Annotated in this window: 20 protein-coding genes and 2 pseudogenes; 20 read left to right on the top strand and 2 right to left on the bottom strand. The window is 28.9% G+C overall.

Going from position 1 to position 19,125, the window contains the following annotated elements:
- Positions 1–2: 2 nt before the first annotated feature.
- From MPTP_RS09465 to MPTP_RS06740, 11 genes and pseudogenes are all read left to right on the top strand, one after another.
- The gene (locus MPTP_RS09465) at positions 3–461 is read left to right on the top strand and encodes a response regulator transcription factor (RefSeq protein ID WP_013774370.1); all 459 of its coding nucleotides are present in this window, start codon (positions 3–5) and stop codon (positions 459–461) included.
- Entirely contained in the window at positions 430–690 is a 261-nt protein-coding gene (locus tag MPTP_RS09460) for a winged helix-turn-helix domain-containing protein (protein ID WP_013774369.1), read from the top strand. The genes MPTP_RS09465 and MPTP_RS09460 overlap by 32 nt, the downstream gene beginning before the upstream one ends.
- A gap of 169 nt (positions 691–859) precedes the next feature.
- On the top strand, positions 860–2,089 hold the full coding sequence (locus tag MPTP_RS06775) for a HAMP domain-containing sensor histidine kinase (RefSeq protein ID WP_013774368.1): 1,230 nt from the start codon (positions 860–862) through the stop codon (positions 2,087–2,089).
- Between the two features lie 408 nt (positions 2,090–2,497).
- Positions 2,498–2,941, top strand: a complete 444-nt coding sequence (locus tag MPTP_RS06770; RefSeq protein WP_013774367.1) for a hypothetical protein — start codon at positions 2,498–2,500, stop codon at positions 2,939–2,941.
- Positions 2,925–3,143 (top strand): hypothetical protein, encoded by a 219-nt coding sequence (locus MPTP_RS10015; RefSeq protein WP_013774366.1) that lies wholly within the window; start codon positions 2,925–2,927, stop codon positions 3,141–3,143. Before MPTP_RS06770 ends, MPTP_RS10015 begins: the two co-directional genes overlap by 17 nt.
- A gap of 624 nt (positions 3,144–3,767) precedes the next feature.
- A complete protein-coding gene (locus MPTP_RS06765; RefSeq protein WP_013774364.1) occupies positions 3,768–4,733 on the top strand; it encodes an ABC transporter substrate-binding protein in 966 nt (321 codons plus the stop codon).
- 13 nt (positions 4,734–4,746) lie between these two features.
- Positions 4,747–5,748, top strand: coding sequence for a FecCD family ABC transporter permease (locus MPTP_RS06760; protein WP_013774363.1), 1,002 nt, complete (start codon positions 4,747–4,749; stop codon positions 5,746–5,748).
- Positions 5,738–6,772: pseudogene (locus MPTP_RS10010) on the top strand (FecCD family ABC transporter permease). The gene MPTP_RS06760 and the pseudogene MPTP_RS10010 overlap by 11 nt, the downstream one beginning before the upstream one ends.
- Positions 6,753–7,484: an alpha/beta hydrolase gene (locus MPTP_RS06750; protein ID WP_013774360.1), complete on the top strand. Its 732-nt coding sequence runs from the start codon at positions 6,753–6,755 to the stop codon at positions 7,482–7,484. The pseudogene MPTP_RS10010 and the gene MPTP_RS06750 overlap by 20 nt, the downstream one beginning before the upstream one ends.
- Complete coding sequence (locus MPTP_RS06745) at positions 7,484–8,266, top strand: ABC transporter ATP-binding protein (protein ID WP_013774359.1); 783 nt, start codon at positions 7,484–7,486, stop codon at positions 8,264–8,266. Before MPTP_RS06750 ends, MPTP_RS06745 begins: the two co-directional genes overlap by 1 nt.
- A 288-nt stretch (positions 8,267–8,554) precedes the next feature.
- Positions 8,555–8,929, top strand: a complete 375-nt coding sequence (locus MPTP_RS06740) for a RidA family protein (RefSeq protein WP_013774358.1) — start codon at positions 8,555–8,557, stop codon at positions 8,927–8,929.
- Positions 8,930–9,451: 522 nt separating this feature from the next.
- Here the strand turns inward: MPTP_RS06740 and MPTP_RS06735 are convergent.
- Positions 9,452–10,162, bottom strand: a complete 711-nt coding sequence (locus MPTP_RS06735; RefSeq protein WP_013774357.1) for a sunset domain-containing protein — start codon at positions 10,160–10,162, stop codon at positions 9,452–9,454.
- 363 nt (positions 10,163–10,525) lie between these two features.
- Positions 10,526–11,236, bottom strand: a complete 711-nt coding sequence (locus tag MPTP_RS06730; protein ID WP_013774356.1) for a helix-turn-helix domain-containing protein — start codon at positions 11,234–11,236, stop codon at positions 10,526–10,528.
- A gap of 165 nt (positions 11,237–11,401) precedes the next feature.
- Between MPTP_RS06730 and MPTP_RS06725 the strand changes: the two genes are divergently transcribed.
- The 9 genes and pseudogenes from MPTP_RS06725 to MPTP_RS06690 all read left to right on the top strand — a co-directional run bounded on the left by MPTP_RS06725 (position 11,402) and on the right by MPTP_RS06690 (position 19,089).
- Positions 11,402–11,647: a phage repressor protein gene (locus tag MPTP_RS06725; protein WP_013774355.1), complete on the top strand. Its 246-nt coding sequence runs from the start codon at positions 11,402–11,404 to the stop codon at positions 11,645–11,647.
- A gap of 531 nt (positions 11,648–12,178) precedes the next feature.
- Complete coding sequence (locus MPTP_RS06720; protein WP_041363226.1) at positions 12,179–12,361, top strand: hypothetical protein; 183 nt, start codon at positions 12,179–12,181, stop codon at positions 12,359–12,361.
- A gap of 135 nt (positions 12,362–12,496) precedes the next feature.
- Positions 12,497–12,790 carry a hypothetical protein gene (locus tag MPTP_RS06715; RefSeq protein ID WP_013774353.1) on the top strand — a complete coding sequence of 98 codons (294 nt, stop codon included), beginning with the start codon at positions 12,497–12,499 and terminating at the stop codon, positions 12,788–12,790.
- Positions 12,791–12,914: 124 nt separating this feature from the next.
- Positions 12,915–13,334, top strand: a pseudogene (locus MPTP_RS06710) (transcriptional regulator).
- An 848-nt stretch (positions 13,335–14,182) separates the two neighbouring features.
- Positions 14,183–16,339 carry a right-handed parallel beta-helix repeat-containing protein gene (locus MPTP_RS06705; protein ID WP_013774351.1) on the top strand — a complete coding sequence of 719 codons (2,157 nt, stop codon included), beginning with the start codon at positions 14,183–14,185 and terminating at the stop codon, positions 16,337–16,339.
- Between the two features lie 870 nt (positions 16,340–17,209).
- The gene (locus MPTP_RS09725) at positions 17,210–17,371 is read left to right on the top strand and encodes a hypothetical protein (protein ID WP_013774350.1); all 162 of its coding nucleotides are present in this window, start codon (positions 17,210–17,212) and stop codon (positions 17,369–17,371) included.
- 141 nt (positions 17,372–17,512) lie between these two features.
- Entirely contained in the window at positions 17,513–18,016 is a 504-nt protein-coding gene (locus tag MPTP_RS06700) for a capsid assembly scaffolding protein Gp46 family protein (RefSeq protein WP_231849635.1), read from the top strand.
- A gap of 155 nt (positions 18,017–18,171) precedes the next feature.
- On the top strand, positions 18,172–18,573 hold the full coding sequence (locus tag MPTP_RS06695; RefSeq protein ID WP_013774348.1) for a hypothetical protein: 402 nt from the start codon (positions 18,172–18,174) through the stop codon (positions 18,571–18,573).
- The gene (locus MPTP_RS06690; RefSeq protein ID WP_013774347.1) at positions 18,574–19,089 is read left to right on the top strand and encodes a phage major tail protein, TP901-1 family; all 516 of its coding nucleotides are present in this window, start codon (positions 18,574–18,576) and stop codon (positions 19,087–19,089) included.
- The last annotated feature ends 36 nt before the right edge of the window (positions 19,090–19,125 follow it).

The raw sequence follows: 19,125 nt of genomic DNA, 5'->3' as shown, positions 1-19,125 counted from the left end.
ATGTGATTAATATTATTTATGTTGATGATGATCTTCAAATTACAAAATTAGTCAAACAATACTTAGAATTGAATGACTATAAAGTGACTATTGTACATTCATTTGAAGAGCCGAACCACATAGCTCTCTCTTTTTTTAACTTAATGCTATTGGATGTTATGTTACCTAATATTAATGGTATTGATATTTGTAAGAAAATTAGAGATTCTATTTCATATCCAATAATTTTTATTAGTGCTTTAGGATTAGATGAAGATATCATTGCTGGATTAGAAAGTGGTGGAGATGATTATATTATTAAACCTTTTAGTTTAAAACAATTAAAAGTAAAAATCGATAGTCATATACGAAGAGAAAATAGAAGTAATGTTCCCAGAAAAATGATTTGTACCCAAAATATTATGTTGAATAAAGAAAAAAAAACAGGTGATGGTTCATGGTACTATTGTAATTTTTCCTAAAAAAGAATATTTAGTTATTGAAAAATTAATGAGTAATATTGGGCATGTAATGAGTAAAGATCAGCTTTTTGAAACAGTTTGGGGATATAACAATGAAAGTAGTCTAAGTACAGTTACAGAACATATCAAAAAAATTAGAGCTAAATTAGCTAGATATGATTCTGATTTTACATATATACAGACAAAATATGGATTAGGTTATACTTGGGAACCTAACTATGAAAAATAACTATTCGCTTAAACGATCCTTTAGTTTGTTAGTTATAAAAGTAGTTATTGCGACTGTTGTCTCTTTGGTACTTATTTTTTTATTATGGTTAATTTGGATTTCAATATTTCCTAGAAATTATTATGATAACATCTATTCAGAATCTTTTTAAAATCCTTTAAAAAAAGAAATGCCTGATTTATTATCAGATAAAAATCCAACGATACAGAATAAAGATCCGAAATTTCAGTATCTAATCACAATCAATGGAAAAACAAAAATAAAAAGCAATCATTTTCCGGTAAATGATATTAAGTTGGACGAGACATCTAAGGATACCCATTCATTTGTGGAAAATAACAATATGTATTCTTTTATGGAACTTGACAATTATCCAACTGTCAAAATATTGATGATTTTCCCGGCTTTTTCAACGGGAAATCAGGTAGTAGATCGTATTAATGTTGTATTTCAGTATTTTGTAATGGCTAGTCCATTCGTGCTATTTATTCTTTTCCTTAGTGTTTTTACCACTAAATTATATAGCGTTATCCTCTCAAAATTTAAAATAATAGAAACCCATTTAAAAGAGATTGAAGTGGGAAATTTATCGATGGCATTACCTAATTTTAATGATAGAGAATTTGATGAATTATCTAGACAGATCAATCAAATGCGAATAGCGTTAAAAAAACTATTAGATAAATCTCAAAAAAAATCTATCGTACATAAACAATTATTTTCATCTATTGCTCATGATGTAAAGACACCACTCACTATCATTCAGGCTGAAGCTGAGTTACTAACTCTCTTATCAAATGATTTAGCGGCACAGGAGAGAGGTTCTGTAATCACTTCTGAAGTTTCAAGAATAGACAAATTATTGACAGAACTTCTTAAGATAACACGTTTAAATACTGACAGTTATACTTTAAAGTATGAAAAAATTAACATTATTGATATGTTACATATAACTATATTAGAGTTCTCTTCACTATATAAAACGAAAGAAATCAAAATTCAAGAGCATTACAATGATAATTTGAGAAATGTCTATGGCGATCCATTGATGATTACGAGGATTATTCAAAATATTTTAGCGAATGCCATTGAACATGTAAATAACAATGGAACAATCAAATGTTTAGTTAGCGATGATCCCTTAAAAACGACAATATCTATTAGTAATACAGGTTCTTTATTTCCGGAGAAATATGTAGCAGGAGAATTCATGCCATTTTATTCTAATAAAATTCAAAGAGAAAAAGAACATTTTGGATTAGGTCTTTATATGTCTGATTTGATGATTAAAAAGATGAATGGAGCAATCTCAATAAAAAATGAAAATCAATGGGCAACTGTACTTATCACACTAAAAAATTGTCAAAATAAAGAAATAAATACAGAAACAATGAATTAATATGATAATCATTTTAAGCGAGGAATTGATCTTTCTTTGTGATTACTTGTAACAAGTGTTTCTAAAAGATGGATATGTCTGTCTTATCAAACGAAGACCAAGCAAGATATCGGTGCATAGTTATAGTTAAAATGACTACCTGATGATATCTATCTAACAAGTACAGAATAAAAGATCTAGTCTAATAGCTATTCAACTTTTATTGTTAGCTATCTCTTAAATACAATTAAATTATTTAAAAATTAATCAATTTATAATGATTTTTATTTTATAATACTTAACATCTAAATGATTCATATCTCAACAATCTAAGTGAGTATAAAAATTTTCACATAAATAGGTATTCTAAGAGAATGTTAAAAATGTTATTATATAGTCAAATAATATAATAAATATGGAGTTGATTTTATGCAAGATAGTATGATTGATCTAACCGATCGTACAGATATTTCTAAATTTTTAACACATCTAACTAGAAATACAAAAGATGCAACAGCAAAAGAAAATTTGATTTCCATCTTAAATGATAAAAAGATAAATGCATCGAGCTATTGTTGTATGTTTAATAAAGAATTAGCTAAATTATCAGAAGAATATCAGAAACAATTTAGTGTGACCTGTTTTACAGAGACACCTTTAGATCGTTTAAAGGTTATTGTTAAGACCCTAGAGCACAATAATAATAGGTTTGCACCTTATGGATTAATCTTTATGAAGGATGTTCAATGTTTAGAAAGCGGTTTTGGAATTAACCCAGTTATTTACGTTAGACATCAAAATAGGAACCTGACAAAATCTTTTTGGGATCAATTTAATCATTGGTGGAATCATCCAAATGAAAATGAAAGGTGATTATTATTTTGATTATAACCAAATAGTTGCGATAATTGCCCCACAAGATGAACATGCAGCAATTAAAAAATCTTGCATTTTTGAATTCGCCAATAAATTAACCTTTATTGATTCTGAATGGAATACGGAAGAAATTCTTTATCAATTATCCAAAAAATATTGGTATTTGAGTGAACAAATTCTGAGTGTGTTTAAAGCTTAAACGATTAATTATTTTTATTTCGATTTGCCTTATTAGCTTTACCTATCTATGTTATTAGAAGGATAACAGTTAGGAATTTATGATTACAAACAGGAAGACAGAAATGAAGAGAGTATCATTTTAGCTAAGAATACTAAAGTCATTATTCTATTTATTAATTAAACTTTTATAGTCATAAAAAAGATTCAGAGGATAATAAATTTATTATTCTCTGAATCTTTTTTGAAACCTTTTTTGTATAAATACGGTCTAATTAGTAAGGAGATTGAAAGACGTATGAAAAATAGGAAAGAATTAGAAATTAATTTAGTTAAGAAAGCTAAAAAAGGTGACAAGGAAAGCTGTCAATATTAGTTATACCAATGACATATTATTCAATACTTTCATTTTTTATAGGTTGTATATTGATTGACTGTTATAAAATTCTTATATACTAAAAGAATAATTCTGTTTAGAGATAAAATTCATAAAACAAAAGTTATTCTCTATACATTTTTACTTTTATTTTGGTAATGAATAAGATGAATAGACAGAAGTTCTATTGAAAAAGTAGTGGCAATAGGCTATACTACTTCATTGATAATGATCATCATTATTATTTGTTGAATTAGGGGGGAAAACATAGTGAAAAAAAAGATATTTGTATATGGTTCATTACTGGCTAGCTTAGCTCTTGTGGGATGTGAGAATAAAAAAGAAAGTGGAAAAGAAAGCAATCAATCAACAAGCAGTGAAGCGAGCAAGGTAACTAAAAAACAATCAATTACTTATTTAGATAAAAAGTATCAAGTGAAATATCCTACAAAAAATATTGTAACAGCAAGTATAGAATCAATGGAAGATGCAGTAGCCCTAAATGTTAGGCCGTTAGGTGCTGTTACGGTTGGTGGCAAGATGCCGAAGTATTTAGCTTCTAATTTAGGGGAAAAAATTACAAATGTAGGCGATAAATTTGGTCCAAACGTAGAAGTAATGACTTCATTGCAGCCAGATGTTATTTTGGGTTCAACAAAATTTGATGATAGTGTAACTACTAATTTAGAAAAAATTGCACCTACAGTTAATGTGTCACATCAGTCTGGCACATGGAAAGATAATCTAAAATTAGTTGGAAAACTGTCTGGAAAAGAGGATAAGGCGAAAGAATTAGTTTCAAATTATGAAAAAGAATTAGTCAAAACTAAAAAAAATCATTCTGATATTTCGGACTTATCGGTAGCTATTTTACGTGTTCGAAATGGTGAATTATGTATGTATGGCAGTAAAGTCTATTATAATCCAATGTTTTATGATGAGTTAGGCTTTAAGAAACCAGCTGAAATTGATAAGACTAATGGACAAGAAACCATATCAGTCGAACAATTTGCTAAAGTTAATCCAGACCTTGTTTTTGTTCAGTTTGCTTCAGATGAAAATAAAGGACATGAACATTTTGTAGAAGATTTAAAGACAAATTCTATTTGGAAAAACATGAATGCATCAAAGAAAAATCGAGTTTACTTTAATATTGTTGATGGTGGTTATCAAGGAGGAACCTATTTAAGTAAATCTATTATGTTGGATAAGTTGAATAAAAAAGTTTTGGAATAAAAGAGGTAAAAAAGTGGTTCTTTTCAATAAAAAAATAAGAATATCTATTATATTTTTATTTTCTATACTCTTATTTTCGTTTCTTTCTCTACGTTTTGATCTAAATTTTTCTATCAGTCAGCTTTATGGTTTGTTAAAAAATTATGATACAAATAACCAAGAACATGTGCTACTTATGTCACGATTGGCGCGAATTTTTGTTGCTATTCTGATCGGTGCTAGTTTGAGTTTAAGTGGTCTTTTGATGCAATTACAATATCAAAATGATTTAGCAGACCCATCGCTAATGGGTATTTCTGAAGGATCTGCATTTGCCATTTCCTTAATGATGATTTTCCGACCAGAAGCAACTATGCTAGAAAAAATTATCGCATCTTTAATCGGGTCGGTGATAACATACGCTTTATTAACAATCATTGTCAAAAATATACTAACTGAAAAGAATCGCCTAGGCATTCCTCTTTTGGGAATTATTCTAAGTATGCTGTTGAATAGTATAACAACATTTATTGTTTCCTATTTCGATATTTCACAATCAGTATCTGCTTGGTATGTTAGTAGACTCTATCGGGTATCTTTAGCTGATATATGGTATTTTTTACCAATTCTTATTTTAGGAATCACTTTACTTATTATTTTTAGAAGAGAATTAAACGTTTTTGCTTTTGGTCATGATTTAACAACTGTCGTTGGTATGAACCAAAAACTTATGAATTTTTTCTTATCAGCAATGGTGGTTCTACTTACTGGTGTTAGTGTCGCCGTAGTAGGAAGACTAGCTTTTATTGGCTTAATTGTTCCTCATATTGCTAAATTACTTATTGGTAAAAAACATTCTGATAATCTTCTAATCGTACCAACGATTGGAGCATCTTTGGTCATGGCAAGTGATTATTTATCAAGACTGGTTAATTATCCTTTTGAAACTCCTATTAGTGTGGTCATATCTAGTATCGGTGTTCCTATGTTTTTATATCTTGTAAGAAAGGGAAGCACATTCAATTATGATACGTAACTATCGTGCATTTATTTTATCAATAATAATATTTATCGCCATTTTCACCATTTCTTTAAAGATGGGAACCATTTCAATGAGTTTGTACGAGGTAGTAAAACTTATTTTCTTTCATGAAGGGACCAATGAAGCTAGAATTATTTTATTTACGTTTAGACTGCCAAGAGCAATTATTGCTTGTTTGGTTGGTGTCTGTTTATCTGTAAGTGGTGATATTTTACAAAAGATTACTAGAAATCCAATTGCTGACTCAGGTATTTTAGGTGTGAGCTCAGGAGTTGCTTTTGGAGCTACATTGTATTTTTTCTTATTAGGTACCTATAAAGAATACCTGACTACCATTCAATCGTTTTCTTTAATGTTTTTTGGTTTAATTGGCGCCATTATAGCATTAAGCTTAAATTTAATGCTATCCATTCATGCTCGAAAACTAAGTATGTTTCGATTTATTTTAAATGGCATTGGTATAAGTTCTGGCTTTTCTTCTCTCGTTACTTTTTTTTCTTTAAAGATTAATGCAGATGATTTTTCTCAAATTAATAATTGGCTTCAGGGATCTATCAGTCATGTCAGCTGGGTAAAGGTAGAAGATATGAGTATTTGGGTTGTACCTAGTCTGATTATTCTATTTACATGTTATTCTAAGTCAGGGTTATTACGATTTTCAGATACACATTTAGAAACAATTGGTTTCTCTACAAATTTTTGGTGATTGGTGTTTATTCTGTTATCTGCCATTTTGATATGTTCTAGTGTTTTAATCGCAGGTACCATTGGTTTTGTAGGCTTAATTGTTCCTCCGTTAACTCGGTTAATGTTTTCAGGTGAACTGAGAGGTTATCTTTCTGGGTTGTGTCTTAATTGTATGAGCTTACTTCTTTTATGTGATCTGTTTTCTAGAATGATTTTTGCTCCCAACGAATTGCCATTAAATGCAGTGATGGGAATAGTTGGAATTCCTTATCTTTTTTTCTTATTTTTTAGTCAGAGAGGGAGTAAAGTACATGAGAACACTACAAGTTGAGGATTTATATTTAGATATTTATTTCCCAAATACAATAGAAAAAGCAAAATCGATCAGTGTTTTATATGTTCTTGATGGAGATGCTTTTGCTAAAATAATTGCAGAGGTCGTCAAACTTCAAATGAGAAATTCAAGTAAAACAGGTGTTTCAGAAGTATTGGTTGTAGGCATTTCCTATCATGAGAAAGAGATTTTTTCAAGAGAAAGACGTTTTAAAGATTATACACCAGAAAAAGTTAATCCAACAAATAGAGATGATTTACGAAAAAACTGCCCTGATGGCGGAAAAATTAAGACCTTTTTAGCAAAAGTAATTGAAGCACATAAATTAATTTCAAAGGAATATTCCATCAATTCTAAAAAAATCGGATTCTTTGGTCATTCTTTAGGTGGTTTATGTGTGCTGGAAAGCTATTTAATGGCGGTTTTACCTTTTGTTACAGACTATATAGCTGTTAGTCCTTCTTTATGGTGGGATCAAGAAATGTTTTTTGAAAGAATTTCATCGGCTAAAAATATTATGAAAAAAAATGTTCATTTATCTGTTGGCTCTTTGGAAGGAGAGATGGTGTCTCTTGCTAAACGTGCAAAGAAAGAATTAATAGCCAAAAACCTAGTGAATAAGCTTAATTTTTATGAAGCATTCGATGAAAATCATATGTCTGTAGTTATCCAAACGATAAGTCGTAATTTAAGGTGGTTTTGTACATAATGGAAACAAATGATTTAGTACTTGAAAATTTAAATCTTTCTTACCAAAAAAAGTTAATTATTGAAGATTTAAACTTTTCCTTTTTAAAGGGCAGGATTTCAGTTATTATCGGACCAAATGGATGTGGTAAATCCACCTTGCTTAAAGGAATTAGCAGATTGCTAAGAAAGGATTCTGGTATGATTTATCTAGAAAACACTGCTATGGAAAATTTGACTACCAAACAAATCGCTACAAAACTAGCATACCTGCCTCAAAGTGCCGTAGCACCTGAAGATGCGACAGTGAGAGATATTATAGAACTAGGAAGATACCCTTATCGAAGCAGGATACGAAAGATTTCTAAGAAAGAAAATCAAATAGTAGAAGACATTTTAGTCCAGACCGGTTTACTTGAACTAGAAGAAGAAAAAATTCAAAATCTATCTGGTGGGCAAAGACAACGGGTTTGGATTGGCATGGCTTTAGCGCAACAAACCAATATTATTTTATTAGATGAGCCGACAACCTATCTTGATTTGGGACATCAAATAGATATTCTTACTTTATTAAAAAAATTAAATAGAACTAAAAACATAACTATTGTGATGGTTCTTCATGATTTAAATTTGGCTTCTCGTTTTTCAGATATTATGATTGGAATGAAGGATGGAAAAATTAGGTATCAAGGAAAACCCACGGAAATTATGACATCAGTAGTGTTGAAAGATTTGTTTGCTATCAACGCTATTATTGGATGCGATCCAATTGACAAAAAACCAATTTGTCTTCGTTTTGATTGAGTATGTTTAAATTTATATTCTTTTAAGACGATTTTACGAGCGACATCTATTTTATAAAAGGGGACAACAAGAAAGCGAAGGAGCTAAGAGATTTGTTTTTGATTAACAATTAATTATTGAAAATAGTGAATTTTAAACATTTCTAAGTTTTTTTATGAGGATTCATTCAAAAAACAAAGTTTAATCATCCTAAAAAAGAAAATAGCTTTAATAATAAATATTGATCATTTTAGTACTTGATAGTATGATTACTTAGTAATCATAAATTATTAGTTAGGAGAGAACAATATGAATAATATTCCAAAAGCTATCGGACCTTATTCTGCTTATCGTGAAGTAGGAAATTTGATTTTTGTATCAGGACAGTTACCAATTAATCCTCAAACAGGAAAGATTGAAAGCGAAGATATTTCAAAACAAACGATTCAATCATTAAAGAATATTGAAGCCATTCTACGTTCGAAAGGAGGTTCCTTAAAAGATATCGTAAAAACAACGATTTTACTTGATAATATTGAGAATTTTCCAATCATGAATGAAGCTTATGGTGAGGTACTTGAAGAACAATACCCAGCACGATCAGCTTATCAGGTTGCTACTTTACCAATGGGTGCCCATGTAGAAATAGAAGTTATTGCATCGATTGATAGTAAACAAGACTAGGTTATTTATTATGGAAGATTTCTGATTTTTATTTAGGAACTATATAGTTTAACTATAAAAAACTAGGTATAGATGATAAACAATTGAGGGATTTTTGCTTGAGAGGTGTCAATTCTATTTAAATACTAGAAATTTGTTCATCAAATGTAAGAATGAATATTGTTTCATCTATTCAAGAAAAATTTAAAAAGCATTTTGCTGAATAATTGTAATAAATTTAGCATAAAATAGTAACTTTTATAGTAATTTCTAATTAGAAATCGATCATTCTTATAAATGATTATAACAATATAAAATAAAAATTTTATTATTATTCGAATCGTATATTTTTATAAAAAAGATAAAACATAAATACAGTCTGCTATTTCCTATAGAAACAGTAGACTGTATTTATGTTTAAAAGAGAAAAAAACGATCTTTTTAGCGTATTTTATTCAATCATTTATCAATTCTTTAAATCTTTTATTTGACAAGCTTGTGAAAATTTTGATCTTAGATTGATTTTTTAGTTTTTACAACCGTTTATCGCAAGGATTTTCTATAACCAGCAGCTTGTGCTTCTTGTTCTGAATGAAAAATAACCACATTATTTCCATTCATATGATAGCCTGCTTGACCTGGCATATGATAAATTTTTGTTTTTGAATTTCCTATAATTGATTGTTGGTTACCTGTGTTTACATCATTAGTTGAATTAACGGCTTGTGTAGCTTGCTGGGTTGAAGTAGCATTTTCTTGCTGTTTTTCTCGTTCAATTTTAGCCTTTTCTGTTGCCTCATTGGTATTAATTATTCTCTCAATTGCTGCTAGACGCGTTGATAATTCTTGATTGCCATTTGGAATTGCTTTAACTGCAGCCTGTGCTGCATTGTAGTTTTCTCGTATTGGTGTTATTTCGGCTTGTATTACTAATGTTTTAGCTTCTGCTGTCTTTTGATTTACTTCTGCTTGTTTTTCTTCTTGTTGTTGTTTAGCTATAGTAGCTTTTTCTTTTGATTCATTTTGTTGTTTGTTTAACTTTTCTTGTATTTCATCCTTTTTTGCTACTTTTTCTTTTGTTTTTTGTTTCTTGGTCTTCTGAATTCTTTTTTTATTTGTGTGTTTCACTGTTACTTTTTTCTGATAATTATGCTGAGCAGTTGCGGGGGTATGTGTAACAGCATGGTGGGAACCCGTACAGGCACTAAACATTAAAAGAGAAAGTATTAATAATCCTATCATTCTTTTTTTCATATTTAAATTAATTCCTTTCTAAGAGATATTTTTTATAAATAGTTTGTAGATTAAATAGCGCGAGTTATGTATTATTTTTAATAATAGGCATCTGGTATAGATATACATAGAGAATAGATAGGAAATTTTTAAATTATTCTTTTATTAAACATTAAATTTGAACAGTTATTTATTATTACTTATGAATAATAAAATTATTTTTTTAATATATTTTCAATAATATATTAAAAGTATACAAAAATCAAACTGATTAACAAGTAATTATTTATTTTTTATTATTTATATTAATAAATTATTTTAAAAATTCAGTTGAATAGGGTAATATAAAAATCTCTATCTATGTAATTACATAGACAGAGATTTTTATATTACGACACGGCCGACAACTTTTATTGCATCTGTTTCTTTGATAATAATGTTTTTATAAGCTGGATTTAATGATACTAATGTTATACAGTCATCATGGATATAAATTTTCTTTAAATAAGCTTCATTCTCAACAATCACAATTCCAATAGAGCCACTAGGTAAATCGGTTGTTTTCTCAATAAAAATTGTTTCATGGTTTTTGAAAACAGGTTTCATAGAATCACCATTTACAGTTAATGCAAAATCAGCTGTTTCAGGAATATCTTCTTCTAGCAGCTGAATGGTTTCTCTTATATCTTCACCGTCCAAATATTCCCCTGTTCCTGCTGAAACATAACCACACCAATCGAAAAGGCGAAAATGATCTTTTTGATGGGTTTTTTGGTGTAACGACAAAGAATTGACCTGGCTTTGTTCTTCTAATCGCCTTTCTGCAAAATTATAGGTGAGTTTTTGGTTTTTAGCATTTAACTTGTTATATAGGATAGTAATATTTGGTCCGTTTTCTTCCCACCCCATTAAATAGGCTGGAGATGTATGCAAAATAATAGCGATATTTTCTAAAATATTTGTAGGTAATTTCTCAATATCACCCTTTTCATATCTAAAAATGGTAGAACGAGAAACACCTAATTTTTCAGCGACTATATCTGCACTTAGTTTTAATTCTTTTCTTCTAGCTTTAATTCTTTCTCCAATTGTCAAATAAACACCTCTTTTCTCATTTGCTATTACAAATTATAAAACAATAGTTGCAATAATGCAACAAATAAAATCGCAAAAATGAGACTTTCTTATTGATAGTTATTCTACTAGTCACTATACTAGAATTAGATAGTCGCAATAATTCGATTTATAAGGAGGTATAACATGATAAATACAGCAAAATTAAAGGGATTAATTGTTGAGCATGGTACGACACAACAAGCAATTGCTGATTCTGTTGGTATTAACCGAAGTAATTTTTACAGAAAAATGAAAAAAGGAGGAAATTTTACCATTCAGGAAGTTAAAAAACTTGTTAAAGAAATTCCTTTAACAAATGATGAAGCGATTGAAATATTTTTTCACGAAAATAATCATGGATATCTGAATAGATCATCTACTACAAAGTGAATAAAAAAAGAAAAATTATTAGTAGTAGTCTATCCATAATTATTAATTTATTTTTAAAAATAGTATCTATTTGAATATTTTTTAGTCAAAATAAATTATTAAATCTTAATTAAAAAATGCACTTATTTAATTTTATATCCATTTATTAATAAACAATTAAGATGAATAATTTGAACAAAATAAAAATCCATCTCATTGGCAGATGAAAATGGATAATAAATAGATAAATTTAAATAAAGAATAACATATTTTATTAAAAAATAACAACAATTCTATCTATATATCTTAAAAATTAAAACAAATAACATCACAATTAAAGTAGAAAAAGATGAATGATCTATAAATACTTTTATAAAACTATTATGCAATTAAAAATAAGCAATAAATTTAATAAATAAAAAAGGAGTAATCTTATTTTGAAAGCCTTATCTTTTTAGAATATCTTTTACCTATGATTATTTTTTGTAAGGAGAATAAAATTATAGATTTCTCAATCAATTGATTTAAAAAAATAAAAAGCAGGTGATTTTTTTGTATAAAGTAGTTGGCATAAAATCGGGAACTCAGTACTTCGTTGGTCAGACAAAATCGGAAATCATGCAAAAATTAATTAAAACATATGATTGGATTCCAAAAACTGAAAAGCAAAGGGGATATATTTATCCAGAAACCTTGCAAATCATCAAATATTTTGAAAACCAAGAAGAGCAATAAAGCTATTATGAAAAAAACTATAATTTATCAAAAAATTTTCATTTGACGAATCAAATAATTCTCAATAATAGGCTAGATTCAATTAGAAATATGAATTCAACAATAAAAAATAACCAATATATGAAGAGGTGAATCATGAGAAGTAGAGTGCAATCTATTCATTCAATCAAAGCATTAGAAAACTTATTACCTAAACAAAGACCAATGCAAAGAGGTGAATTTAAAATTGGTGAATTATATGTCTGTGATGTTACCTTACGATCAGATGAATGGCAATATCCATTTATTGGCGAAGTAACCTATATCAATGAGAAAAGTACAATTGTTACAATTATTGATGTATATCTAGCAGATAAAGTATTAGCACGGCGATTGAATTGGGTAACAGTCGTTCCCTTTAAATGCATGCAACCATTAACAAATCATTAATATTTATTTGAAAAATAGGAAGAAAATAAGTTGCCTTGCTTATATAAAATAACAAAATTGAACAAATTAGACTGTGAGCAGGTGAATTGCCTAATTAAATAATAATTTTAAGGAGTGATCATCAATGCGTACCTCTACCTTTAATTATATTAAAGATATTTTAGCAGATTATTCAAAGATAGATGACTATATTAAATAACGTGAAAAGGAACTGAGAAATCCTTTTCAAGAAAGAGATCAGAATGCAAGGATTAAAGGAAATAAAATAAATTATGATACTACTGCTAATTTGTTAATTACAATTGAACAAGATCGTAGGTTAGCTAGCTTAGCCAGAAATAAACGAATCATTGCTGATACAATCAATGCAGCAGATGAAGAGACAAAAACTATTATTAAAGAACTGTATTTAAAAAAATACCCACAATATAATATACAGGGACTAATCGATCATCAGCTAATCTTTTGTAGTAGAAGTCAGGCATACAATTTAAGAAATAAATTTTTTGGCGACATTGCTATACAATTAAATTTAGAAATATAAATTATAAAAATAGGATTAATTGACAACTGATTACTAAATTCTCTAATCGATTAAAGATACTTCTACCTATCAATGAATAATTGGTTGAATAGCGAAAAAATTATTGAAAGATCAAAAGTATATCTTGATTTACTTAATCTTCTACGACTTAGCTAAGCAAAATGATAGAATTAAAGCTATAAGTAAGAAAAATAAAAAAATAGAAATCAATCACTGCTTAATAACAAATTGTTATTATTAATAATACTATAGATAAACATTTTTGAATTAATTGATAACTAATTATATAATTAGTTAGAAAATATTTTCTTAATAGAGTGTTAGTAATTGTAAATAAAATTTCAAAAAGAGTAGCTGTCTTATTTATATCAATAAGATTGATCACTCAACTTATCATTAGAGAAGAACAACGACCTAAAAAGATGAAAAAAGTAACAAATCTACCTAGGAATCAATAGAGAATAGGTAATCTAATAAGACAATATAAACAAGCAACAGAGGGGAGAGAAAGATCATTTATTATTCTAAAGAAAATCATAAAATAGCAAAGGATAGAAAAAAAAACAATAACTAAGATACTAAACAATCAAAAGGAAACGACAACAGAATTAGGTCAATGGGAGACAAAAATATTCGGTGAAAATACAGGTGAAGGAAAACATATTATTGAACAATTAGGTGAGAAAACGATTCGTTTAATTTCTCATGGTGGCAAGTTTACGAGTAGTGGCTCTGATGGCATTATTTATTATTATACAAAAGTACCAAAAGATAAGAATTTTTGCTTATCTGCAAATATAACATTTAATGCTTGGCGTTACACCAATGGGCAAGAAGGTGTTGCTTTAATGGTTCGTGATGCAGTTCCACAAAAAGATGCCTATGGAAAATCTTTTTTTTCAAATTCCTATTCTATTTTAGCAAGTAGAATTGATTATACATGGGATTCAGAAACAAATAAAATAAATAGTTCTAAGGGGATAAAATATTTTATGCGCTTGGGATTAGGCACACGTACAATTACAGGAGTTAATGCTAGAAATCCCTATGATTCACCAGTACCAGGTACGGTTAAAAGTGCTTCTTACCCACTTGAACTTTCTGCCGCTGAAAAAAGATTGCCTACAGGTTCTTATAATATTTATGATCACTACACAAATTCATCACTTTTACCAATTTCTGCCAGTGATCATTTAACAACGATTAATATAACAATGAAAAAAACAAATACAGGCTTTGAAGCTTATTATATGGATGAAAAAGGAAATAAAACTTCTGAAATTATGTATGATTGGCAACAATACTATTTAGCTGATGGCAATGTTTATGTTGGTTTAGCTGTTGGTCGTAATATGGATGTTACGGTCTCTAATCTTAATTTTTCCTATACAAATGCAATCGATGATGAACCAGCAAAAGAACGGCCCATTAAAGAAATTGAACCAATCTATACAGTAACATCAAGTAAAGAAACCGGAGTAGCTGATTATTCACTAAGATTTAAAGCCAATGCAGACGGTCATTTGACAATCAAAAATAGGTTGACTGATCAAAATGTTCAGGGAGCAGAAAAAAGATTGGTAAAAGCTGGAAAGGAAATTTCTATTTCTACTGTTCTTGTTAATGGCAAAAATCCTTTTGATTTTATTTTTACTCCTGATCCAAATTATCCTCCAGATGAACATAGCATTTTATCCGACTATAGTACAAAAACAATTGCCCATACTGTGATCTATAAAACATACCCATCTTCAACGATTTATGTTACACCTGAGGCAAGACTTGATGGAAATGGCAGTCAGGAGAATCCATTGCCACTTACTGAAGCATTAAAATTTGCTAGAGCAGGCCAAACCATTATTATGGCCTCTGGAAAGTATCATTATGATAAAGAAATTACGATTGCTAAGGAGGTTAAAGGCAATGAACAAACGCCTATTACTTTAACTGCTGACAAGGAACAAAAAGATGCTCGTCCTATTATTGATTTTAATAAAAAAGGTAGTGGCCTTTCTTTATGGGGCGATTATTGGATCTTACAAGGGATTGATATAACAAATTCGTTAAATGATACTGCAGGAATGAAAATTGCTGGTCATCATAATTGGATTGAGAATATTAAAGTTTACCATAATGGTGGTACAGGTCTACAAATTAGTGGTTCCTCAATAGATACAAAAAAGCAATGGCCATCCTATAATACGATTAAGAATTGTACAGCTTTTGAAAATTATGATGCAGGCTTTGAAAATGCAGATGGGTTTGGTGCTAAATTAATGGTAGGAGAAGGAAATATTTTTGATGGCTGTATTTCTTATCATAATGCAGATGATGGTTTTGATTTTTTTGCAAAACCTGAAAGTGGGTCAATTAGTAAGGTAACACTTAAAAATTGTGTTGCTTACAGAAATGGCTATATTCCAGGATTGAATGGAAAAGATAGTGGGAATGGATTTAAAATGGGTGGTTCTTCCCTATCAGGAAAACACGAAATGTATAACTGTTTAGCTTTTGAGAATGCCTCAAAAGGAATTGATTCAAATTCTTGTCCAGACATTAAAATACAAACCAGTACATCTTTTAATAATGGTGCTTCAAATGTTGCTTTGTATGCTGGCCCGGATAAAATAACTGATTTTAAAGCATTTGGTATCTTATCTTATCGAACGAAGCAACTAGAAGTAGAAGAGACAATGAATTTAGTTGGTAACGTACCAGGAACCAATGATGTTTTCGGTCCGACTAATTACTATTGGGATACCAATAGAAAAGGTTCAATAAACTGTCAAGGAAAACAAATAAAATCTGAATGGATCCAATCTGTTAAGGTCGATGAAGAAAGTAATCTAGAGTCTGAGCAACCCATCCAACGTTATAAAAACGGAAATATTAATGTAAACGGCATTATGCAAATAAAACGGGATATTGCTGATTTGTCAAATAATATTGGTGCAACTTTTATTGAATCAATGCCTATAAACAATGAAATTTCTAGTAAAAATTAAATTTTGAAAATTATCGATAATTGTTAGCTAAATCGATGAAATTCTCTTTTTAAAAATAATAAAGTAAGACGTTACAATTAGAATTAGCTTATAGAGTGAATAATCTGCCTAATATTTAAAAAATGTTAGCAATTAAAATAACAATTCATTATAAAAATGTAGAGTATAACTATTCTTATTCTCCTTATCTTTTTAGGACACTTTGATTTTTTAAAATCAAAGTGTTCTATTTTTTGGTGAATTTTAAAACAGGGAATCAAAATGAGCCATACAATTAGATAATTTATGGATTTTTAGGTAGAAAAAACATGCTAAATTAATACTATCAAAATTATCGATGTAGCAATAAACAATGTATTTGTTGTCAAAAAGTAAATAATAAGTAGTAAATACCAATTTAAAAAATACGACTCAAAATGGAACTATATTTTCTTTTTTATTTTTTAGATAAAAGAAATAGCTATTTAAATGTAAATTAGTAATATTAAAAATGGAAAACAAGTGGATTTTTAGGTAGCAGAACTGTGCTAAATTAATAGTATCAAACAAAGTGAATAATTAATTTTTTATTTTTAGCAAGATTACTTAACAACGTGAAAATATACCAAGAGTGTACTTATTAAACCAACAATTTATCAGAATAATTAGAAAATTCAGAAAAAAGTAAATTATTTTTATTTATCCATTATTAATATGACCAAATATTAATAAATAACAAGTATGTTGAATCATTTATAAGAAATAAACGTATATAACAAGCGAAGGTGAACTCATTATTTCTATAAATTTTTATTTTTAGTATTTTTGATGCAAGTCTACTTATTTCATAGGAAATTACTTCTAAATCCATTAGTTTAAGGAGGTAAGTTAGTGATAATAAAATTACGACCAAATAATTCGTTTAAACAAAGAAAAGATGAGAAAAATAATAACTTTTTTGATGAATTTGATGCAGAATATATGGAATATTTAAGAAAGAAAGCAATATATTCACAAGAACACATAGAAAAGAAGGGACTTCCAAAAGATTAATTCTTGTTAGATAAAAGATAGGCATTTTCTTTCAATTTTCGATTGTCTTCTTACAGCTTACAGACATTAAAGAGAAAACTGTTTCGTCGGTGGACGTAAAACATAATTATCGATTGTTACGTAACTGTTGGAGAAAAAATGATGAAAAAAGACTTATTTATAGCAATCAATTTGCAATTGTTTTCAAAACGAGAAAAAGAAAATCGAATGGAATTGTTAACAGATCCTAAAAAGAATACTTTAGTCCCTATTTCTTCTGATAGAAATAATAAGAAAAAAAAGAATAGAACATTTACACGAGAAGAATTGGCGAAAATACTGACTGCTGAAATAAAAAAAGCAGAAGTAGACTGGGAAAAGAAACGAAATGATCAACAAGAAAAAATAGAAAAGGCAAAAGAAGTAGCGATACAAAAAGAATTTCAAAAACAATTGGCCCAAAAAGAAGCAGAAATTGCCGAATTACAACGTAAGCAATTGCTTGCTGAAGCATCAAAAATGGCGTATCGAATGTTCAATGAGAATAATCTATTGATTGATGAAGATTTACTTCACTTAGTTATTCAAGAGGATTTAGAAACAACAAAAAAAGCAGTAAATATCATCATTTCTTTTGTTTCAAAATTAGAACGGAAACATTTATAAGACTTGGTTAGGATAATACAATGATTGAAAAATTAGCACATATATACAAAGAGTAAAGATTCAATTTTTAAAGAGAAAAAGCTAGAGACGAATTAGCTAAAAACTAGAACTAAACAAAAAGACAATTTATAAAAATATAAAGGTGCTGATCAGACATGACTAAAACAATGGAACAAGCAATTTTTAATGCAATGGTTCAGTGGGTTTCTACACATAACTATACAATGCATACCTATCAACCATTGAATAATGTGGAGGATTATCCATTTGTTGTATTTGAACAAACAAAAACGATGTATCAAGCAAACAAAACAGCACTATTAGGAAATGTTACCTTATCTTTATCTGTATGGGGAGAACAAGAAAAACGAAGTCAAGTATCTGAAATGGCAACAACAATTTTTAAAGGGGCCTTTGGAATAAACGAGGCACAGGGCTATTACTGGTCGTTAAATAGAGAAAAAAGTATGATACAACTACTCATGGATACAACAACGAATCAACCATTAGTACGAGCAAATATTGAACTTAATTTTAATTTATTAGGAGGAATTTAAATGGAAACTTTAAAAGGAATTGATATTATTTTACTTTATCGTGTCTTAAATAAAGCAAAAAGAGAGGCTGCTTGGAAGATGGCTTTTCAAACAGAACACTCCAATAGTATGACAAGAGAAGCAGACTCAGCAGCAACTAAAGATGGGAACGTACAAACGCTTAGTCCGGTGGCCTATGATTTTTCGGCTACTTCATTAATCGCACAAAATGATCCACATATTGATGAAATGAAGCATGCTTTATTAGATGGAGAAATTGTTGAAATTTGGGAGATCAATAAAATTGAAAAGGGAACTGGTGAGAATAAAGAGAAGTATAAGGCGACTTACTATCAAGGTTATGTCTCTGAATTTACACCAACAGCTAAGGCTGAAGAAAGTGTCGAATTAGAATTAGCTTTTGCTATTAATGGTGTTGGTCAAGATGGTTATGCTTCGTTAACAAAAGAACAATTGGATGTCATTCAGTACGCTTTTTCAGATACCTTAAAAGAACAAGTGCCTAATAATAAATAAATGTAAATCAATTATTGACAAAATATAGGAGGAACT

Origin of the sequence: Melissococcus plutonius ATCC 35311 (assembly GCF_000270185.1) — a bacterium.
Taxonomy (GTDB): Bacteria; Bacillota; Bacilli; order Lactobacillales; family Enterococcaceae; genus Melissococcus; species Melissococcus plutonius.
Note: the sequence above shows the minus strand (reverse complement) of the source record. Positions and strands in the feature narration are given on the sequence as shown.

What these genes read in the sequence shown, in the direction of transcription:
- MPTP_RS09460 (WP_013774369.1), top strand. Translation starts at nt 430, where the DNA reads ATGGTTCATGGTACTATTGTAATTTTTCCTAAAAAAGAATATTTAGTT.
- MPTP_RS06775 (WP_013774368.1), top strand. Translation starts at nt 860, where the DNA reads ATGCCTGATTTATTATCAGATAAAAATCCAACGATACAGAATAAAGAT.
- MPTP_RS06770 (WP_013774367.1), top strand. Translation starts at nt 2,498, where the DNA reads ATGCAAGATAGTATGATTGATCTAACCGATCGTACAGATATTTCTAAA.
- MPTP_RS10015 (WP_013774366.1), top strand. Translation starts at nt 2,925, where the DNA reads ATGAAAATGAAAGGTGATTATTATTTTGATTATAACCAAATAGTTGCG.
- MPTP_RS06750 (WP_013774360.1), top strand. Translation starts at nt 6,753, where the DNA reads ATGAGAACACTACAAGTTGAGGATTTATATTTAGATATTTATTTCCCA.
- MPTP_RS06745 (WP_013774359.1), top strand. Translation starts at nt 7,484, where the DNA reads ATGGAAACAAATGATTTAGTACTTGAAAATTTAAATCTTTCTTACCAA.
- MPTP_RS06740 (WP_013774358.1), top strand. Translation starts at nt 8,555, where the DNA reads ATGAATAATATTCCAAAAGCTATCGGACCTTATTCTGCTTATCGTGAA.
- MPTP_RS06735 (WP_013774357.1), bottom strand. Translation starts at nt 10,162, where the DNA reads ATGAAAAAAAGAATGATAGGATTATTAATACTTTCTCTTTTAATGTTT.
- MPTP_RS06725 (WP_013774355.1), top strand. Translation starts at nt 11,402, where the DNA reads ATGATAAATACAGCAAAATTAAAGGGATTAATTGTTGAGCATGGTACG.
- MPTP_RS06715 (WP_013774353.1), top strand. Translation starts at nt 12,497, where the DNA reads ATGAGAAGTAGAGTGCAATCTATTCATTCAATCAAAGCATTAGAAAAC.
- MPTP_RS06705 (WP_013774351.1), top strand. Translation starts at nt 14,183, where the DNA reads ATGGTTCGTGATGCAGTTCCACAAAAAGATGCCTATGGAAAATCTTTT.
- MPTP_RS06700 (WP_231849635.1), top strand. Translation starts at nt 17,513, where the DNA reads ATGAAAAAAGACTTATTTATAGCAATCAATTTGCAATTGTTTTCAAAA.
- MPTP_RS06695 (WP_013774348.1), top strand. Translation starts at nt 18,172, where the DNA reads ATGACTAAAACAATGGAACAAGCAATTTTTAATGCAATGGTTCAGTGG.
- MPTP_RS06690 (WP_013774347.1), top strand. Translation starts at nt 18,574, where the DNA reads ATGGAAACTTTAAAAGGAATTGATATTATTTTACTTTATCGTGTCTTA.